An 18,342-nucleotide genomic window follows, 5' to 3' on the forward strand; every position below is an offset into this window, starting at 1 on the left:
CCGTTACTGGCGTTGACGGCGGGCGCGGCGGCCGGCCAGCAGGATGACGACGAGCAACAGCAGGGCACCGGGGATCAACCACAGCAGTGACGGCTGACGCCAGGCCTCCAGGCCGCGTGGCTCGTCGGCGTCGATCAACTGACTGCCGCTGGGGTCGTGCGTGTCGAAGGTCGACAGCACACCTTCAGAGCCCAGTATCGAGGCGTTGCCGCGGGTCAGCAGCAGTGGCTCATCAAACTGCGGGGCATGGCTGCCCAGGGTGCGATACACCAGGCCCTGCTGACCGCCGGACGTGACCACTTGCAGGGCGGCCATGCCGTCCAGCTGTTGCAGGTCAAGCAGGCGTTGCTGCTTGTGGTTGATCAGCAAGCGGCCCTGGTCATCGACCTGCACAGCGGCATCGCTGTCCTTGATGGGCAATTCGAAGGCCAGAAACGTCTGGTCTGGGGCCACCGCGGCCTTGCCGTCGGCCTGTACCTTGAGCTGCGCACGCAGTGGCGAGAGGCCGGCTGCGTCGGCGATCTTGATCAGGGTTGGCAGGCTGCTGGCGGGTTGCTCCAGCCAGGCTTGCGGTACCAGGATCTGGCTGTTTTTGGCAAAGCGTGCGGCCATGCCGGCGAAGTCGCTGCCCGGCGTGCTGTTCTCCAGCACGATATGGCTGGTGGGCAGCACCGTAACCGGAAACGCCTGCGGGGTTTCCAGGCAACGGTTGCTGACTGGCTGGCGCTGGAACGACACGCGCAGCACGTTACGCGAGCCCAGCGCATAAGCCGGAATCCGCGCCTCGATGCGTTGCTTGTGGCCATCGCTGACCAGTTGTGCGGCGCCGATCAGGTAATCGTTGAGAAACACCGAGGCCACCGGTGCGGTACTTGAAGCGCCCGGTGAACTGGCCAGATCGACCACCGCCTTGACCGGCAGGCGGCCGTCATAGGCAACGTTGCCCAACGGGAAAGTGGCGCTCCAGTCACTCTTGGCCAGCACTTGCAGACCACCCGGTGAGCCGCCCAGACGTGACAGGGCCAGACGCCCGTCCTCGCTCAATGGCAGTTGCGCTTCGGCAATGGTCAACTGACGATTGCGGGCCAGTTTGTTCCACGCCGAGTTGAACAGGCTCATGGCCTTGACCGTGGCGTCGGGGGCGATCAGCAGCATCGGCCGGGCACCGACCAGCGCCAGGCGCGCTTCGTTCTTGCTCAACGCGCCGAGGCCTGCGCCGATATGCCGTTGGCGCCACTGGGTCAGCGCGGCAGCGGCCTGACCATCCAGGCTCTGGACTTCGGCCTGCAAGGCGTCCAGGGCCAGGTTGATGGCCTTGAGCAGCTGCGCATCGTCAATCGCCAGATCAGCCTGCACATTCGGGGTCTGGCCCAGCACCAGCAGGGCACCCACTTCGGCGGGGGTCTTGAGGGTATAGCGGCCCTGGCCTGCCAGGCTGGCGAAAGCCGGCACGTTGCGCAGCGCTGCCGGGATATTCAGGGCGCTCAGATCAAGCTGATCGCCCACGGCGGGCAACGGCAGAATCTGCGCCTGCTTGCCAATGCGCTCCAGCGCCACCCCCAGGCGCCAGACCGCGTCGTAGCTCTGCGCGCTCAGGCTGCCGGGCGCGACCAGCACGCCGGGTTTGCCAGGCAAGGCGTTCCAGGCCGCGCCGATATCACGCAATTGACCGGCGTCGTAGCTGTACTGCAAGCGGGTGTCGGGCTCGATGCGCAGCACGTTACCGATGACCCGTTCGTCTTCGCATAGATCCCGGGAAACGATCGACGACCAAGCCACGCCCAGCCGCACCGAACCACTGTCACGCGGCGCCTTGTCGACGCCCAGACTGACGCTGGCATCGCCTTGGGCTTCGTTCAGGCCTTGGGCGCGCACCGGGTAGCCATCGAGCGACAACAACAGGGTGTTGCGGCCGCCTTCGCCATTCAGGTAACTGGCATCGAACTTCAGGCTGGCATCGAGCAGCGGCACGCCGGCCGGTACCGGCAGGTACAGCTCACGTCGCGCATCGGTCGAGCCCAGGATGATGGGCGCCTTGATGCCCAGTTCCGCCAGGCGGATCTCGCGGTCCTGGCGCAGATCACTGTTGAGCCGGGCAATGGCCTGGGTCAGCGGGCTGTCGGCGGCCAGGGTCAGGTTGGGGGCGAGCACAAACAGGCTCGCACCCCAGGCCAGGGCGCTGAGAGCGCCCGCAGGGATGGACTTCATCAATGTGGTCTCGAACGAATGGAAATCGCGGGTGAAGTAAGCGCCGAACTAGGAGTTGAACGGCCGTGAATACGCTGAGTGCGCCGCCGGTGGCAGGCTTGCGGTATTTTGTAGCCAGTCTGCGCGGGGCCAGTCGGCCTGGCCGGGAACGAAGTCATCGACCGGTCGGCCCATCAGTGCATCGACGATGCGCGTGCAGGCTTTGCCGTCGCCATAGGGATTGTTGGCCTGGGCTGTGCGGCGCCAGAGCAGGTCGTCGTCATACAGCGCACTGACGCCCTCGACAATCGACTGCGGCGCGGTGCCGACCAGCCGCACGGTGCCAGCGGCCACGGCTTCCGGGCGCTCGGTGACGTCGCGCATCACCAGCACCGGCTTGCCCAGCGACGGTGCCTCTTCCTGAACGCCGCCGGAGTCGGTCAGCACTACGTGGGCGCGTTGCATCAGGCGCACGAAGGACAGGTAATCCAGTGGCTCGATCAGGTGCACGTTGCCGAGGTTGCCCAACTGCTCGGTGACCGGGCCCTTGACGTTGGGGTTCAGGTGCACCGGGTAAACGATCTGGATATCCGGTCGCTGTGCCAAGGTATGCAGCGCCTTGCAGATATCGAGAAAACCTGCGCCGAAGTTCTCGCGCCGGTGACCGGTCACCAGCAACACCTTGCGGCTGGGCAGCAGAAAGCTGAACTGGTGGTCCAGGCGCTGGCGCAGTTCGCTGTCGCGTTCGATGCGTCGGGCCGTTTGCTGCAAGGCGTCGATGACCGTGTTACCGGTGACGAACGAACGGCCCTGCTGGCGTTCGCCAAGCAGATGGCGACGCGCCTCAGCGGTGGGGGCGAACAGCAGGTCGGCGGTCATGTCGATACTGCGCCGGTTCATCTCTTCAGGCCATGGCTGGCGGATATCGCCGGTACGCAGCCCGGCCTCGACGTGGCCCACCGGAATACGCCGGTGGAAGGCGGCCATCGCGGCGACCATGGCCGTGGTGGTATCGCCGTGGACCAGCACCCGGTCGGGCTGGGCAATCTCCAGCATCGGGTCGATGGCCTCGAACAGTGCGGCGGTCAGGCCGTTGAGCCCTTGATTGGGGCGCATGACCTCCAGGCTGTAATCGGCTTTGAGCTCAAACAGTTCCAGCACCTGGTGCAGCATGTGTTGATGCTGGCCAGTGACACAGACCCGTGAACTGATACCGGGCTCGGCGGCCAGCGCCTTGACCAGCGGTGCCATCTTGATGGCCTCGGGGCGAGTGCCGAAGATGGACAGAATACGGACTTTGGGTTGGTTGCTAGCGATGGTGGCCTCCCGCGCAGTCATCGTGCGCTTACAGCAGTCGGCCCGTACGCTACAGCGTGCGGGCAACTAATGATTCGGGTTCTATCGTAGTACCGGGGTCAACAGAATCGACACTAGGGGGGTCACATCATGTGATGAAGAACTGCACTGCTTTGCATCCCGGAAGTGCAGGGATTATTAGCACTTAATTTAAGAATTGCAAAATATTAATTTGATTTTTGCGTAGGAAAGAACTGGAAACTTTTGAAGTTACGGGCAGTCGTGATTAACTCAAACGAGGGTGTTATCGTTTTGATATCATCGTAACTATATGATATTTCTCATTTTTCTATTTTTGATTGAGCTGTTTTGAGGGTATTAATTATCTGGCGCTCACGCATTGGCTAGCGACTGTTGTTCGACTGAGCGGAGTCATTAATGTCAGCACTATGACGCCTGCATATTGGCAGAATGGCGAACGGGTTGGCAGAACGCGTAGAGCGCGAGGAATTAAAAGTTCAATCATTTCGTACAGGGCGAAACAGGACCGCCGCAAGGTGGGAAAGTTCAGCAGGCTGATGCGTTGAGTGCCGTGTTTGCGCACTATTAGTCGTCAACCGCGGGCGGTTAATCATCGGCCGGGTTGAGAATGATTAGCGGGTTCAATATTGATCGGCCGTCGGCTGTCCTGCGGCGTATTGCAATGGTCTTCGCACAGGCCTGGTATTTTCTGGCAAGCCCGTGCTGCAAGGGCTTGAGCATGCTAATTGCATTGCTGCAGGCAAGCGTGCGCAAAGGTGAATATTCCACCCACCGTAACGTTTCGCAGGCAGCATTGAGTGTTATACGCTCGCTTTTAATTGCTCTTTGCCAATGGCCATCAAGGCTGTTCCATTATTGGTCTGAAACTTTTCTTTGCAGTGAGAAACCATGCGATGCCCACGATAGCGCTACTGATCTGCGATGACTCGAACATGGCGCGCAAGCAGTTACTCCGGGCCTTGCCTGAAGACTGGGATGTGTCGGTGACCATGGCCACCAACGGACTTGAAGGCCTCGATGCCATACGCCGGGGGCAGGGCGAGGTGGTTCTGCTGGACCTGACCATGCCGGTGATGGACGGCTATCAGACCCTGGCAGCGATCCGTTCGGAGCAACTGGCGGCCAAGGTCGTGGTGGTGTCCGGGGACGTCCAGGACGAAGCGGTGCGGCGAGTGATGGAGCTGGGCGCCCTGGCATTTCTGAAAAAGCCTGCTGACCCCACCGAGCTGCAAGCGACCCTGAGTCGCCTGGCGCTGTTGGGCCCGCCTGCCGTCAAGGCGCCGCATATCGTTGCTGGCGCCGATGGCCGGATCAGCTTTCAGGATGCCATGCGCGAGACAGTCAACGTCGCCATGGGCCGTGCCGCGGCGTTGCTGGCCAAGGTGCTGGGGGTGTTTGTGCAACTGCCGGTGCCCAACGTCAATATGCTTGAGGTGGGCGAGTTGCACATGGCCCTGGCCGATGCTCAGCGTGGTCAGCGGCTGACCGCTGTGTGCCAGGGTTACATCGGCGGCGGTATTGCCGGTGAAGCCTTGTTGCTGTTGCATGACTCGGAGGTCGCTGACATCGCCCGGCTGATGCAGCGAGACTCCACCGATTACACCGACATGGAAATGCTCCTGGACCTCTCGACCCTGGTGATCGGTGCCTGCCTGAGCGGTATCGGTGAGCAGATCGACGTGCCGTTTTCGCTGGGCCATCCGCAGATTCTTGGCCAGCAGGGCGGCATCGACGACCTGATCGACGTCAACCAGAAACGCTGGAAGAAGACCCTGGCCGTCGAGGTCAGCTACAGCGTTGAAGGGCACAATATTCACTTCGATCTGCTGATGTTGTTCACCGAAGACTCGGTCGAGCGGCTCACGAACAAACTTGCCTACATGATGAGCTGATCCATGAACGAGCGTATCGATATCAAAGAGCTTCACTGGCTACTGGCGGTCACTCAGAACATTGATGTGGGCATTGTCGTGCTGGACCGCGACCTGCAAGTGCAGGTCTGGAACACGTTCATGGAAAACCGCTCGGGAGTGATTCCGTTCGAGGCCATCGGCAAGTCGTTCTTCGAGCTGTTTCCGGAACTCAACCGGGCCTGGTTCAGCAAGAAGGTCGATAACGTCATCACCTTGGGCACGCCTGCATTCACCATTTGGGAACAGCGGCCGTACCTGGTGCGCTTCAAGAACTACCAGCCGATCACCGGCCAGGAAGAGTTCATGTACCAGAACACCAGCCTGTTTCCGTTGCGTGGCACCAACAACCAGATCAGCCACACCTGCCTGGTGATCTATGACGTTACTGACGTGGCGGCCAACCGGCATCAACTGCTCAACGCCAACCGCCAGTTGCAGAAGCTTTCCAGCACCGACCGGCTGACTGGCCTGAACAACCGCGGCCACTGGGAAGAAGCGCTCAAACAGGAATACGCCCGGCACAGTCGCTACGGTTCACAGACCTCGCTGGTGATGCTCGACATCGATCACTTTAAGCACGTCAACGACAGCTGGGGGCATCAGGTGGGCGATCAGGTGCTGCAGGCGATGGCCGAGGTGGTCCGTGCTCAGGTACGCGGTGCCGATATCGCCGGTCGTTATGGCGGTGAAGAGTTCGTCGTGTTGCTGCCCGACACCGACAAGGAAGGCGCGCGTATCTTTGCCGAGCGCTTGCGCACGGCGGTTGAAGCGCTTGAGGTGAAACACGAAGGCCAGAGCATTCGCTGCACGATCAGCCTGGGCGTGGCTGACCTCAGCAAACCGAGCAACGGTTACAAAGCCTTGATCGAATGGGCCGACCAGGCGCTGTACCAGTCGAAGAAAAACGGCCGTAATCGGGTGACGGTGCATGATTGAAGTAGTTTTTGCTGTTTAAGTGACAGCAATGATCTATATTTGCTGTCATTGACATCGGTTTTGAGGGTCGCATCATGGCTGTTCTAACGGTTCGCAATGTGCCTGATGAAGTTCATCGGGCTTTACGCGTGCGTGCTGCCCAACATGGTCGCAGCACAGAAGCAGAAATCCGTGAAATCCTGGCCTCTGTGGTCAAGCCACAGCAGCGGTTGCGCTTGGGGGATGCATTGTCAAACCTGGGACGCAGTGCAGGTCTTAGCAATGAGGATTTTTCGATTTTTGAGCAGGTGCACGACAGGACACCCGCTGAGCCAATGGGGTTCGAATGATCGTTCTGGATACCAACGTGGTTTCTGAAGCAATGAAGCCACAGCCTGATCCAAAGGTGTTGGCTTGGCTGAATGATCAAATAGCCGAAACATTGTATTTATCGAGCGTTACGGTCGCTGAATTGCGTTTTGGCATTGACTCATTACCGGCGGGAAAGCGCCGAGGCATGTTGGCAAATGTCCTTGAAGGGCTTCTGGAATTGTTCAAGGAGCGCATTCTGCCTTTTGATCTTGAAGCCGCTCATCATTACTCGAAGATGGCTGTTGCTGCTCGAGCCAGTGGGCGAGGCTTTCCTGTTCCTGATGGCTACATTGCGTCGATCGCGGTATCCAGAGGATTTACCGTGGCGTCGCGTGATACGGCTCCTTATGAAGCCGGGAGACTTGTAGTCATCAATCCTTGGGATTGAGTCTCATCGCTGCCTCAGCATGCTAGGATCGCGCTTTTTCCGCCGACATCCTTCAGGGGCATCATGCGACCTCAATCCACGATCACCGTTGTGCCTGTCAACCGCCCGCTGACCGGTCGGGTCAGCCCACCGGGCTCCAAATCCATCACTAACCGTGCCTTGCTGCTGGCCGGCCTGGCCCAGGGCACCAGTCGCCTGACCGGCGCGCTGAAAAGTGACGACACGCGTGTGATGTCCGAGGCGCTGCGGCTGATGGGCGTGCAGGTCGATGAACCGGATGCCAGCACCTTCGTGGTCACCAGCAGCGGCCGCTGGAACGCGCCAGGCCAGCCGCTGGTGCTGGGCAATGCCGGTACCGCCACGCGCTTTCTGACCGCTGCCCTGGCCAACTTCGACGGCGAGTTCGTGGTCGATGGTGATGAATACATGCGCAAGCGACCGATCGGTCCACTGGTCGATGCCTTGCAGCGCATGGGTGTTGAAGCCAGCGCGCCGACCGGCTGCCCGCCGGTGGCCATCAAGGGCCGTGGCGGCCTGGCGGCCGGACGCATCGAGATCGACGGCAACCTGTCCAGCCAGTACGTGTCGGCTTTGTTGATGGCCGGTGCCTGTGGTCAGGGTCCGATCGAGGTGGCGCTGACCGGCAGCGAGATCGGTGCCCGCGGTTACGTGGACCTGACCCTGGCAGCGATGAAGGCTTTCGGTGCCGAAGTCGAAGCCATTGGCGAGGCGGCCTGGCGTGTGTCGGCCACCGGTTATCACGCCACCGATTTTCATATCGAGCCGGACGCTTCGGCCGCCACCTACCTGTGGGCCGCTCAGGCCTTGACCGGCGGTGAGATCGATCTGGGCGTGGCCAACGATGCTTTCACCCAGCCCGATGCGCTGGCCAGCCAGTTGATCGCGCAGTTCCCGAACATGCCAGCCGTGATCGACGGTTCGCAAATGCAGGACGCGGTACCGACCCTGGCCGTGCTCGCAGCGTTCAACAACCAGCCGGTGCGCTTTGTCGGCATCGCCAACCTGCGCGTCAAAGAGTGCGACCGCACTCGTGCCCTGGCCGATGGCCTGAACGGCATTGCTGCAGGCCTGGCAGTGGAAGAGGGCGATGACCTGCTGGTGCACGCCAATCCGGCACTGGCCGGGCAGACTGTCGATGCGCTGATCGACACCCACGCCGACCACCGCATTGCCATGTGCTTCGCCCTGGCCGGCCTGAAAGTCGCCGGCATTCGCATCCAGGATCCGCTGTGTGTCGGCAAGACCTATCCGGGTTACTGGGATGCGCTGGAGTCGCTGGGTGTGGCGTTGCAGCGGGTGGATTGAAGCCCAAAAGCCGTTTGATTGAGGTGCTGTGTTTCGGCCATGAAATGCGGCATTTCAGTCTGCTTCTTACGGGAATTTGCACGAAATCTCTCTTTCTATTGAAGGACATTTCCGAGAAAATCCCGACCGCTTGCGCCTGCATATTTGGCTGTCTAGTCTGCGCCAGTCGCTGCTCATCAGCGACCGGGTGTGGTAGCCCGACGTGACTTGGCGTAACGCGCCACCTCTTTTGAAGGTGCCTGTATTCGGCCTTCATTCATGGTGGCCGTGCGCATGGCATCTTCGGATGCGCCGGTTTGCCTAGTCAGTGCTGAGCAAGCTGAAAAAGAGGAGGGGCTGCCAGTTGGCCCCAGCTCGATTCTGACTTGAAATACGGTGGGAACGAGCTTGCTCGTGAAGACGGTAGTATATCCAGAGCAGATGTAGGGTTCTTACCGGCCTCTTCGCGACCAAGGTCGCTCCCACTGTGATTCTGACTTGAAATACGGTGGGAGCGAGCGGTGGGCTTTACGCAGCCCAAATCTCAAATCTTGAACAGTGGCTGCAACAACCGCGACACCCAGCCATTAAAGCGCAGTGGCGCATCTGTGGCGGCTAGGCAGATGCACGGCTGGTCGCCGGCGACGATGGGCTGGTGTTCGATGTCTTCGTCCAGGTCGGCAATGTCGCCAGGCTGGAACAGTCCCAGACGATCTTCATACGCGCCCTTGAGCACCAGGGTCAGTTCGCTGCCGCCATGGCTGTGCACTGGCATGGCCATGCCGGGGGCGATGTTCAGCAGCATCAGGTTGCCTTCACGCACCCCTTTGGCCTGCACCCGGCGGATGCCCGGCAGCAGGGTTTTCCATTGCAACTGGCTGTAGCGCTCGCCGAATGTCTCATGCAGGCACGCCGGCAGGAGATCGGCATCAATGGTCTGTGGCGGCCTGTGAGGCGTATCAGCCGGCGCCGCTTCGTCCAGGCGAGCGAGCATCGCTGAGCGGCCCCGGATCGGCACCACGGTGCTGCGGTACTGTTGCACCAAGGCACCGCCGATGCGCTCGGCTTCACGCAGTTGGCCTCGGCATTGCGCGCACAGCTCCATGTGCGCAGCCGTGGCCAGTGACAGTGCCTGGGGCAAGGCACCGCTGGCATAGCTGACCAGGGTGGCATGATCCAGATGATGGAGCGGGGTCATCACGACTCCTTGAGCGTGGCGCGCAGCTTCTGGAAAGCCAGGCGCAGGTTGGATTTCACCGTACCCAAGGGCAGGCCGAGACGCTCGGCGATCTGCCGGTGGCTGAGGGATTCGAAGTACGACAGTTGCAGCACCCGGGCCTGATCGGCAGGCAGGGCCTTGAGCGCGCTGTCCAGTTGCTGGGCCTGACGGGCGCTGAAGTCCAGCGAGGCATCCTGAGGCGCTTCCAGGCGTTCAAGTTGCTCCAGCGAGTCCTGGACCTGCACCCAGCCGCCGTCCTTGCGCACGGTATCGATGTACAGGTTGCGAGCGATGCGAAACAGCCAGGTGACCAGGCTGGCACGCGCCGGGTCGAAGCTGTCGGCTTTGTGCCAGAGCTTGAGCAGGGTCTCCTGAACCAGCTCTTCGGCCTGACCTTCGGAGATGTTCAGGCCCATCAGGTAGCGCAACAGGCGCGGCGCGAAGTGATCGTAGATGCGCATGAAACTGTCGCGATCCCGGTGACGGGCCACGGCATCGATTTCGGCAAGCCACAGGCGGCTGGCCAACGGGTCGGGGTGCAGGCTGGACACGTGGCGCAAGGTCCTGGTGGTGGCGATGCCGCTCATGATCCATCTTCCGGGCGTGGTTGTCCTGCTTATACGCAGCCCGGAAGAAAATGGATCACTTGAATCTATGCCTGGAGGCGGAACATCGGCTCAGCCAGACCCTGCACGCCGGGGTTCACGGCAAACAGCCCGCCGGCCAGAGGCTGGTCGGACAGATCGCCGCCCGGACGGATCGAGGTGACGAACAGGGTGTCCAGGTTGGCGCCGCCAAAGGCGCACATGGCGGGCTTTTTCACCGGCACGGCGACAGAGCGGTCCAGCCGCCCGTCCGGCGTGAAACGGTGGATCAGCCCTGCGTCGTTGCCGCAGATCCAGTAGCAGCCATCGACGTCTACTGCCGCGCCGTCCGGGCGTCCCGGATGCGGCTGCATGTCGACAAACAGGCGGCGATTGTGGGGTGTACCGCTGTCGATGTCGTAGTCAAAAGCCCAGATTTTCTGTACATCCGGGTGCGAGTCGGACAAGTACAGGGTCTTGCCGTCCGGGCTGAAGGCCAGCCCGTTGGGCACGATCAGCCCGTCTAGCTGTACGGGTAGGGCCTTATCGCCGGCGCCGTAGCGGTACATCGCACCGACCGGGGCGGCGGCGGCCATGTCCATCAGCATGGTGCCGGCCCAGAAGCGGCCCTGCCGGTCGCAGCGGCCGTCGTTGAAACGCATGCCCGGTCGCGCATGGCTGACCTCGGCCAGCAGCTGGTGAGTCAGGCTGCCATCGCTCTGCGGCTTGAGATGAAACAGGCCGCTTTCCAGGCCGGCCACCCAGCCGCCCTGGCCGTCGGCGGCGATGCAGGCGAGCATCTCTGGAGCTTGCCAACTGCGCAGGCTGCCATCGGCCAGGCTCCAGCGCTGCAGTTGACCGGCGGGAATATCCGCCCAGTACAGCGCTTGCTCAGCGACGCTCCACACCGGGCTTTCACCCACGCCATTGCGGGCATCGACAATCAGTTCGGCGCTCATGTCATTGGTCTCCGAACGGGCCGCTGGCCGCGAAGGCGCCGCCCTGATACAGGCGTGCCGGGTCATCGGCGGGCGGCAGCGGCTGACGCTCGACCTGGGCCCGGAAGGTTTCGGAGCTGTCCTTGGGCTGGTAACCGAGGTGGCTGGCCAGGCGGTTGTCCCACCACACGGTCTGGTTATTGGAGACGCCATAGACCACGGTGTGCCCGACCTGCGGGGTGTACAGGGCGCGTTCGATCAACTGGGTCAGGTCGGCATAGCTCAGCCAGGTGTTGAGCATGCGGTGGTTCTGCGGCTCCGGGAACGAGGAGCCAATGCGCAGGCTGACGGTCTCGATGCCATAACGGTCGAAGTAGAAGCTGGCCATGTCCTCGCCATAGGACTTCGACAGGCCGTAGTAGCTGTCTGGACGGCGCGGCGCGTTGGCGTCGATCACCTGGTCCTGGCCATGAAAGCCGATCACGTGGTTGGAGCTGGCGAACACCACGCGCTTGACCCCATGCCGGCGTGCCGCTTCATAGATATGGAACACGCCGCAGATATTCGGGCCGAGCACTTCCTCGAAAGGCCGCTCTACCGAGACGCCGCCAAAGTGCAGGATCGCGTCGACACCGGCGACCAGCTCATGCACTGCGTTTTTGTCCGCCAGGTCGCACGGCCAGATTTCTTCTGACTCGTCAGTGGCCGGCGCCATCGGGGCGATATCGGAAAGACGCAGCACGCGCGCGTAAGGCCGCAAGCTCTCACGCAGGATCTTGCCCAGGCCGCCGGCGGCACCGGTGAGCAGGAGGCGATTGAAAGGCGTCGGGGAAGGCTGGGACATGCGGGTACCTTATTGTTGTATGTTGTCGTATGAGTTTGTCGATTATTTGGGGTGTCCGGGATGGGTGTCAAGTAGCGTTTTTAGGTTGAATAACCAAAGCGAACCCAATTATTTATCTTCAAAAATAAAATTTTAGGTAATGTCATCATACGACAAGGGTTGGCTCTGGCTGCTCTAATCCTTGGTCCAGTCGAGCGTATGCAGACCCTTGATCTGTCTGAATGCCTGGTCATTGCTGATCAGCGAAACATTGGTCGCTTTGGCATGAGCGGCAATCATCATGTCCAGATTGCCGAGCGGTTTGCCAACGCGTTCCATAGAGGCCCGCAGGTCGCCATAGCAGTTGGCGACATGTCTGTCCCAAGGCAAAACATCTATGCGAACCAGAAACGCCTGCACGAGTGCGTGCAGGCGCGTCGCGTCAGGTCGCTTGGCCAGGCCATAGCGTAATTCACCCAGAGTAACCGCCGAGATGCATATGTGATCCATGGGCGTATTGAGCAGATGCTTCTGCACGCCAGGGTAAGTGCCCTTGATGATATGGCTGACCATGTTTGTATCGAGCATATACAGCGGACTCATAGGCATCCTGTTCAAAATGGATCGCGTTCTTGAGGTGGCAGATCCTGGCGATCAGACATGAAGTCGTCGGGCACCTTGCTGTCTTTCAAGAGTTCAAAAAAACCGTCCCAGGTACCCGGCTTTCGCGAAAGAATGACGTCACCTGTTGTGGGGTCCTGGCGGATATAGACTTCCTTGCAATCGAATCGAAACGACGCCGGGAGACGCACAGCCTGACTTCTGCCGTTGTTGAACAGTTTGGCAACGTGGTGCATTGGCATTCTCCGGGTTGAGGCAAGGGTCAGATGTTTTTGATATATACCATGGTATATCACAGCGGCATGAATCGCTTTGCCACTCATCTCCTGAAACCGGATGTGCTATCGAAAATTGCTTTTTCATTCAGTGGTTGAGACGGACAAGCCCGGGACGTTAGGCCTCCCCACTCACAGGCGCAAGCACTTGGGTTTTTTTCGGAAATACCCTTCAAGAGAACCAGAAGCGTCCTGCCTTGAACACTAGAAACAAGCCGTGCCAGGCCGTTTCTACCCGCCTGTACTCCTGCTTTGAACTGTCTCGCTCACAAGCCCTCAACCTTCTAAAGCCCTCCTGAAGTCCCGGTATCTCGCCGTGTAGGGGACACCCTCATCAAGCAGTCCATACGCGGGCCGTTCGCATGCCCGTCAGGAGGCCGCCGCGATGCGTATCGCCCAGATCGCACCTTTGGCAGAGAGTTGCCCGCCGCAGTTTTACGGTGGCACCGAGCGCATCGTGTCTTACCTCACCGAAGAGCTGGTGCGTCAGGGCCACGAGGTGACGCTGTTCGCCAGCGGTGACTCGCAGACCCGGGCGCGACTGGTGGCCGGGTCTGGCCAGGCGCTGCGCCTTAACCCGCAGATCGAATACCCGCTGCCGTTCGAGGTGATGATGCTCGACCAGGTGATGCGCCAGGCCGATGAGTTCGATGTGCTGAATTTCCATAGTGACGTGTTGCACTTGCCCATGGCCCGGCGCTTGGGCTGGCGTTGCGTAACCACCTTGCATGGCACGTTGCACCGTCCCGATTGCCAGGACTTTTACCCACGGTTTGCCGAAGCGGCGCTGGTGTCGATATCCATGGCGCAGCGCCGGCCAATCACCCGTTCCGTGAACTGGGCGGCGAATATCTATCATGGCTTGCCCAAGGATCTGCTGCCGTACACGGCCCGGCCGGAGGGTGATTACCTGGCGTTCCTGGGGCGTATTTCGCCGCAAAAGCGCCCTGACCGTGCCATCGCGATCGCCCTGGCCTGTGGTCTGCCTTTACGGATTGCAGCGAAAGTCGACGCTCAGGACCAGGCCTATTGGGAGCAGCAGATCCTGCCGCTGGTGCAAGCCAACCCTTCGGTGCAGTTCATTGGTGAAATTGACGAGCGGCACAAGGCCGACTTTCTCGGGCATGCCCGCGCCTTGCTGTTCACCATCGATTGGGACGAGCCGTTCGGCCTGGTGATGATCGAAGCCATGGCCTGTGGCACACCGGTGATTGCTTTTGCCCGTGGTTCGGTGCCGGAGGTGATTGATCATGGCCAGTCCGGGTTTATCGTCCATACCGTGGCCGAGGCCGTGGCGGCCGTGCAGCAGCTTGAGCATCTGCAACGCCATCAGGTGCGGGCGATTTTCGAGCAGCGGTTCACGGTCGAGCGTATGACCGCCGACTATCTGGCCTTGTACCGGCGCATGATCGAGCACGCCGAGCGTGAGCAAAAGCCGGTGTTTGCGATTCCAGGCGGTGCCTCCTTGCCTCAGGTACGCCCGCGCACCCTCAAGCATGACGACACCTTTGGCGTGTTCGACCCCAATGGTGATGTGCTGGCAACCCCGGACAGTCCCCAAGGGATCTTTCACTGCGATACCCGCCATTTGTCGCACTGGTGCCTGACCCTGCAAGGGCTGCGGCCGCTGCTGCTCAGTTCTACCTTGCGTGATGACAACGCGATGCTGACCTGTGACCTGAGCAACCCGGACCTGTACGATCGCCAGGGGCGGCGCTGGTTGCTGCACAACCTGATTCACCTGCGCCGTTCGCGGTTTCTCTGGCGTGGCGCCTGCTTCGAACGAATCAGAGTGCGCAATTTTGACCAGCGCTCGCGACGGCTGCGTCTGCAACTCGGTTTTGCGGCCGACTTCCGGGATCTTTTTGAGGTTCGTGGTCAACAGCGCAGTCAGCGTGGTGAAACCCATGCTGCGCAGTGCCAGGTGCAACAGGTGAGGTTGTCCTATACCGGCCTGGATGACGGGCTGCGCACTACGACCTTGCGCTTTGAGCCGCCACCGCAGCAGTTGGATGGCCGCCAAGCGCAGTTCGAGCTGCATCTGGCCGCCGGCGAGAGCCGTTCGCTGTTTGTCGAGATCAACTGTGGTACGCCGAGGCTGCCGTGGTCCGTGCGGCACGCATTTTTCAGCTCGGTGCGTGATGCACGGCGTGAGCTGCGCACCTTCGCTTCGCGGGCCACGGCAATCCACACCTCTCATGAAGTCTTCAACGAGGCGGTGCGCCGCAGCATCTCCGACCTGTACATGCTCACCAGCAAGACGCTCCACGGCTTGTACCCCTATGCCGGAATCCCTTGGTACAGCGCGGTGTTTGGCCGTGACGCGCTGATCACCGCCTGGGAAATGCTCTGGCTCGATCCTGGCATAGCCCGTGGCGTGCTCGGGCATCTGGCCGCGCATCAGGCCTGCGAGCTTGATCCGCGGACCGATGCGGAGCCGGGCAAGATCCTCCATGAAATGCGCAATGGCGAGATGGCCGCTCTCGGTGAAATTCCGTTCGCGTGTTACTACGGCAGCGTCGATGCCACGCCCTTGTTCGTAATGCTGGCCGGTGCTTATCTGGAACGCACCGATGACGTGGACACGTTGCGCGCGCTATGGCCTGCCATCGAGCGCGCGCTGGGCTGGATCGACCAATATGGTGACCGCGACGGCGATGGCTTTGTCGAATATGCACGCCGCTCCAACAAAGGATTGATTAATCAGGGCTGGAAGGACAGTCACGATTCGGTATTCCATGCTGACGGCCAGTTGGCCCGGGGACCGATCGCACTGGTGGAGGTGCAGGCCTATGTCTATGGCGCATGGAATGCAGCACGCAGCATTGCCCTACGGCTGGGGAATCGGCAACGGGCAGCGCTGCTCAAGGATAAAGCGGTAGGTTTGCGCCGGCAGTTCGATGCACAGTTTTTCGACGAAGAACTTGGCACCTATGTACTGGCTCTGGACGGTGACAAGCGCCCGTGCCGGGTACGCACCTCCAATGCCGGGCATGCGCTGTTTGGCGGCATTGCCTATGACGAGCGTGCACCTCAGGTGGTGGCCACACTGATGGAACGTACATCGTTCAGCGGCTGGGGGATCCGTACCCTGGCGTCTTCCCAGGCGCGCTACAACCCGATGAGCTACCACAACGGGTCGGTATGGCCCCACGACAATGCGCTGATTGCCGCCGGTTTTGCCCGTTATGGTTTTCGACATGAATCGGCGCAGCTTTGCGAAGGGCTGTTCGCTGCTTCTACTTATCTTGACCTGCGCCGTCTGCCGGAGTTGTTTTGCGGCTTTGCCCGTCAGCGCACTCAAGGACCGACCTTCTATCCGGTGGCCTGTGCACCTCAGGCCTGGGCTGCTGCTGCGCCTTTGTCGATGCTGCAATCGTGCCTGGGGCTGAGCTTTGAGCCGCGCAGGCAACGAATTCTGTTCGACGAGCCGGTGCTGCCGGCTTTTCTCGAACAGGTACGTCTGCATCGCCTGAGCGTCGGTCAGGGGACGGTGGACCTGGCTTTGCGTCGAGCCGGCAGCAACGTGTTGGTCGAAGTGCTGCGCCGCGAGGGCAAGGTGCAGGTGCTGAGTACAAGCTGACGCCGCTCGCCGGTCGTCTGTGCACACTCTTTTACTTCGCATCATCCTGTGGCGGTGCGTACATCGAACAGCAGCAGACACCCCACTGCAACCAGGGACGGCTACGCCGTCCGCGCTATCCTTCCCCGCCCCGATGGTCAGCGCACCATCGGCTCCAGGCCACTGTTGCGCAGGGCGGCGGCGGCTTCACTCGAGGCCAGGTAGTCGAGCAGGGCCTTGGCATCGACCGGATGTGCGCTGCGACTGGCGACAGCCCCGCAGTACAGGGTCATCTGCTGGACCTGATCGGGGATCAGACCGACGATCTGGATGCCGTCGGCCTGTTTCAACTCGCTCAGTTGCTGAAAGCCCACCTGTGCCTCGCCGCGTGCCAGCACAGCGCCCACAGGTTCATCACTCACCATCCGGCTTTTGTCCTGCAGCCGCTCGGTCAGGTGCAGTTGGTTGAAGAGCACACGTGAGACGTACAGGCCGCTGGAACTGTCGGAGTAAGCAATAGAGGGGGCGTCGATCAAGGTCTGCCGGAAGCTTTCCAGAGTGCTGATGTCTGGCTTTGGGGCACCTTGTGGCACGGCCAGGGCGATGAAGGCTTTGCCCAGCTCGACACGACTGTCGGCATCGGCATGGCCATCCTTGATCAGTCGATCAAGGCTTTGCCGGGTCAGCAGGACGACATCGGCCGGCTCCTGGCGGGCCATGCGGTTGGGAATTGTATGGGGCGCGCTGCCGGCTGAAGGTGCCAGCTCTGCCACCAGGCGTACGCCGGTGCGTTTCTCGTAGTCGGCGCTGAGGGCCTGAAAGGCACCCATGGTGGCGCTTGAGGCCAGTACGATGAGTTGTACAGGCTTGGCAGTGGCTGCATGAAGAAAAGACAGTGGCAGGAAAGAAAGAGCGCCACCGAGCAGCCAGGAAAGCAATTTTTTCATCTTAAAACAACCTTGCGATAAAACCTGGTCGGCCATTATGAGCCAAAACATCAGACAGGCGGAGCTTGATACCTGTTTTGGCCGCCGCGGGGCTGATTGCAGGCCCACCAACGTACGAACAATCGAAAGGAATATTGCGCTACCAACCGCGAACAGACGACAGCTTGTCCAGTACGTGAAGTTGTTGAGGAAAACAAAACTATTCTAACTAGAGGGCCTGAGCCATGTGCCTCAAGAGCCCGCAAGACCTCCCACTCAATCTGCGGATAGTCGGCATGAATACAGCGTCTGAAATCGATATTTCAGGCCTGAGGTGTTACGACAGAGTTGTCGATGGTGTCACCTACAGCGTTCCACGCGGCATCACCCGGGAGACCCGTGGTCGAGTGTGGATCGTGCGGGTCCTGAAGAACAGCCAGTTGCTCGTGGCTGCACGCTTTACCGACTTGCGCTTTGGCGGTACCCGGCGGGCACTGGATGCAGCGATCATTCATCTGATCCACAGTGGTCACGCCTGGCGGCGTGAAGATGTCCTGCAACTGAATGAACGTACCGCCGTGCATTGGCGCAAACGCAGTGGCGTGGGTTTGTGTGCGGTGGCTTACGTCACGCGCTCAGGGCCCGGGCGTGGTGAGACGTTCTTTCTCTCGACCTGGCGGCGAGTGGCCAGTGGCCGGGGCCTGGAAAAATTTCGTGGCAAGCTGGTCAGCGTGCTGGAAAGCGCTTGGGAAATCGAGCATCAAGCGATTGCCACGCCCTTCCCCGTGCAGAAAAGCATCCGCCAGGACGTTGACCAGTTGCTCGACAGCACCGCCTGGCAGCGTTTTTTGCTGGCTGGCCGACGCAAGGTTGATCAGATCGCGGTGGCCGAGTATGTCGCCGCCCTGGGGGGGACTGCCAAGGCGTGAGGTGATCGTTGCAGGTTTTTGCTACAACGCCTGCAGCCCGCGAAAAC

At 60.8% G+C, this 18,342-nt stretch carries 16 protein-coding genes and 1 pseudogene; 8 read left to right on the forward strand and 9 right to left on the reverse strand.

Annotation, left to right across the window (positions count from 1 at the left end; translation table 11 throughout):
• Positions 1-3 precede the first annotated feature (3 nt).
• Both NJC40_RS28210 and wecB read right to left on the reverse strand, forming a co-directional pair.
• Positions 4-2,208: a cellulose biosynthesis cyclic di-GMP-binding regulatory protein BcsB gene (locus NJC40_RS28210; protein ID WP_253141022.1), complete on the reverse strand. Its 2,205-nt coding sequence runs from the start codon at positions 2,206-2,208 to the stop codon at positions 4-6.
• Positions 2,209-2,256: 48 nt separating this feature from the next.
• Complete coding sequence (gene wecB / locus NJC40_RS28215) at positions 2,257-3,504, reverse strand: non-hydrolyzing UDP-N-acetylglucosamine 2-epimerase (protein WP_253141041.1); 1,248 nt, start codon at positions 3,502-3,504, stop codon at positions 2,257-2,259.
• Positions 3,505-4,418: 914 nt separating this feature from the next.
• Between wecB and NJC40_RS28220 the strand changes: the two genes are divergently transcribed.
• The 5 genes from NJC40_RS28220 (at position 4,419) to aroA (ending at position 8,439) form a co-directional block, all read left to right on the forward strand.
• Positions 4,419-5,417, forward strand: a complete 999-nt coding sequence (locus NJC40_RS28220; protein WP_045492857.1) for a response regulator — start codon at positions 4,419-4,421, stop codon at positions 5,415-5,417.
• A gap of 3 nt (positions 5,418-5,420) precedes the next feature.
• Positions 5,421-6,374 (forward strand): sensor domain-containing diguanylate cyclase, encoded by a 954-nt coding sequence (locus NJC40_RS28225; RefSeq protein ID WP_253141023.1) that lies wholly within the window; start codon positions 5,421-5,423, stop codon positions 6,372-6,374.
• Positions 6,375-6,448: 74 nt separating this feature from the next.
• Complete coding sequence (locus tag NJC40_RS28230; protein ID WP_253141024.1) at positions 6,449-6,703, forward strand: FitA-like ribbon-helix-helix domain-containing protein; 255 nt, start codon at positions 6,449-6,451, stop codon at positions 6,701-6,703.
• Positions 6,700-7,113: a type II toxin-antitoxin system VapC family toxin gene (locus tag NJC40_RS28235; RefSeq protein ID WP_253141025.1), complete on the forward strand. Its 414-nt coding sequence runs from the start codon at positions 6,700-6,702 to the stop codon at positions 7,111-7,113. Before NJC40_RS28230 ends, NJC40_RS28235 begins: the two co-directional genes overlap by 4 nt.
• Positions 7,114-7,176: 63 nt before the next feature.
• Positions 7,177-8,439 carry a 3-phosphoshikimate 1-carboxyvinyltransferase gene (aroA, locus tag NJC40_RS28240; RefSeq protein ID WP_253141026.1) on the forward strand — a complete coding sequence of 421 codons (1,263 nt, stop codon included), beginning with the start codon at positions 7,177-7,179 and terminating at the stop codon, positions 8,437-8,439.
• 523 nt (positions 8,440-8,962) lie between these two features.
• Here aroA and NJC40_RS28245 read toward each other — a convergent pair.
• The 6 genes from NJC40_RS28245 to NJC40_RS28270 all read right to left on the reverse strand — a co-directional run bounded on the left by NJC40_RS28245 (position 8,963) and on the right by NJC40_RS28270 (position 12,839).
• Entirely contained in the window at positions 8,963-9,616 is a 654-nt protein-coding gene (locus tag NJC40_RS28245) for a ChrR family anti-sigma-E factor (RefSeq protein WP_253141027.1), read from the reverse strand.
• Positions 9,616-10,128, reverse strand: coding sequence for a sigma-70 family RNA polymerase sigma factor (locus NJC40_RS28250; RefSeq protein ID WP_045495056.1), 513 nt, complete (start codon positions 10,126-10,128; stop codon positions 9,616-9,618). The genes NJC40_RS28245 and NJC40_RS28250 overlap by 1 nt, the downstream gene beginning before the upstream one ends.
• 161 nt (positions 10,129-10,289) lie before the next feature.
• On the reverse strand, positions 10,290-11,180 hold the full coding sequence (locus NJC40_RS28255; RefSeq protein WP_253141028.1) for a glucurono-1,5-lactonase: 891 nt from the start codon (positions 11,178-11,180) through the stop codon (positions 10,290-10,292).
• A gap of 1 nt (position 11,181) precedes the next feature.
• Entirely contained in the window at positions 11,182-12,003 is an 822-nt protein-coding gene (locus tag NJC40_RS28260; protein WP_253141029.1) for an NAD-dependent epimerase/dehydratase family protein, read from the reverse strand.
• A gap of 174 nt (positions 12,004-12,177) precedes the next feature.
• Positions 12,178-12,585: a type II toxin-antitoxin system VapC family toxin gene (locus NJC40_RS28265; RefSeq protein WP_253141030.1), complete on the reverse strand. Its 408-nt coding sequence runs from the start codon at positions 12,583-12,585 to the stop codon at positions 12,178-12,180.
• Positions 12,586-12,596: 11 nt separating this feature from the next.
• Positions 12,597-12,839: an antitoxin gene (locus NJC40_RS28270; RefSeq protein WP_045492834.1), complete on the reverse strand. Its 243-nt coding sequence runs from the start codon at positions 12,837-12,839 to the stop codon at positions 12,597-12,599.
• A gap of 424 nt (positions 12,840-13,263) precedes the next feature.
• On the opposite strand from NJC40_RS28270, the pseudogene NJC40_RS28275 reads away from it, so the two are divergent.
• Together NJC40_RS28275 and NJC40_RS28280 are read left to right on the forward strand one after the other, a co-directional pair.
• A pseudogene (locus NJC40_RS28275) lies at positions 13,264-14,205 on the forward strand (glycosyltransferase family 4 protein); the annotation flags it as partial.
• 78 nt (positions 14,206-14,283) lie between these two features.
• A complete protein-coding gene (locus tag NJC40_RS28280; protein WP_253141042.1) occupies positions 14,284-16,461 on the forward strand; it encodes an amylo-alpha-1,6-glucosidase in 2,178 nt (725 codons plus the stop codon).
• Between the two features lie 137 nt (positions 16,462-16,598).
• Here the strand turns inward: NJC40_RS28280 and NJC40_RS28285 are convergent, their stop codons facing one another.
• The gene (locus tag NJC40_RS28285; protein WP_045492831.1) at positions 16,599-17,387 is read right to left on the reverse strand and encodes a substrate-binding domain-containing protein; all 789 of its coding nucleotides are present in this window, start codon (positions 17,385-17,387) and stop codon (positions 16,599-16,601) included.
• A gap of 275 nt (positions 17,388-17,662) precedes the next feature.
• Here NJC40_RS28285 and NJC40_RS28290 point away from each other — a divergent pair, with 275 nt between their 5' ends.
• Positions 17,663-18,295: a hypothetical protein gene (locus tag NJC40_RS28290; RefSeq protein ID WP_253141031.1), complete on the forward strand. Its 633-nt coding sequence runs from the start codon at positions 17,663-17,665 to the stop codon at positions 18,293-18,295.
• Positions 18,296-18,342 lie beyond the last annotated feature (47 nt).

Origin of the sequence: Pseudomonas sp. 21LCFQ02 (assembly GCF_024129895.2) — a bacterium.
In the GTDB taxonomy this organism is placed as follows: Bacteria; Pseudomonadota; Gammaproteobacteria; order Pseudomonadales; family Pseudomonadaceae; genus Aquipseudomonas.

Coding starts and splice junctions, on each gene's coding strand:
- NJC40_RS28210 (WP_253141022.1), bottom strand. CDS start 2,208: ATGAAGTCCATCCCTGCGGGCGCTCTCAGCGCCCTGGCCTGGGGTGCG.
- aroA (WP_253141026.1), top strand. CDS start 7,177: ATGCGACCTCAATCCACGATCACCGTTGTGCCTGTCAACCGCCCGCTG.
- NJC40_RS28280 (WP_253141042.1), top strand. CDS start 14,284: ATGATCGAGCACGCCGAGCGTGAGCAAAAGCCGGTGTTTGCGATTCCA.
- NJC40_RS28270 (WP_045492834.1), bottom strand. CDS start 12,839: ATGCACCACGTTGCCAAACTGTTCAACAACGGCAGAAGTCAGGCTGTG.
- NJC40_RS28220 (WP_045492857.1), top strand. CDS start 4,419: ATGCCCACGATAGCGCTACTGATCTGCGATGACTCGAACATGGCGCGC.
- NJC40_RS28245 (WP_253141027.1), bottom strand. CDS start 9,616: ATGACCCCGCTCCATCATCTGGATCATGCCACCCTGGTCAGCTATGCC.
- NJC40_RS28225 (WP_253141023.1), top strand. CDS start 5,421: ATGAACGAGCGTATCGATATCAAAGAGCTTCACTGGCTACTGGCGGTC.
- NJC40_RS28255 (WP_253141028.1), bottom strand. CDS start 11,180: ATGAGCGCCGAACTGATTGTCGATGCCCGCAATGGCGTGGGTGAAAGC.
- NJC40_RS28285 (WP_045492831.1), bottom strand. CDS start 17,387: ATGAAAAAATTGCTTTCCTGGCTGCTCGGTGGCGCTCTTTCTTTCCTG.
- NJC40_RS28265 (WP_253141030.1), bottom strand. CDS start 12,585: ATGAGTCCGCTGTATATGCTCGATACAAACATGGTCAGCCATATCATC.
- NJC40_RS28230 (WP_253141024.1), top strand. CDS start 6,449: ATGGCTGTTCTAACGGTTCGCAATGTGCCTGATGAAGTTCATCGGGCT.
- NJC40_RS28290 (WP_253141031.1), top strand. CDS start 17,663: ATGAATACAGCGTCTGAAATCGATATTTCAGGCCTGAGGTGTTACGAC.
- NJC40_RS28235 (WP_253141025.1), top strand. CDS start 6,700: ATGATCGTTCTGGATACCAACGTGGTTTCTGAAGCAATGAAGCCACAG.
- NJC40_RS28260 (WP_253141029.1), bottom strand. CDS start 12,003: ATGTCCCAGCCTTCCCCGACGCCTTTCAATCGCCTCCTGCTCACCGGT.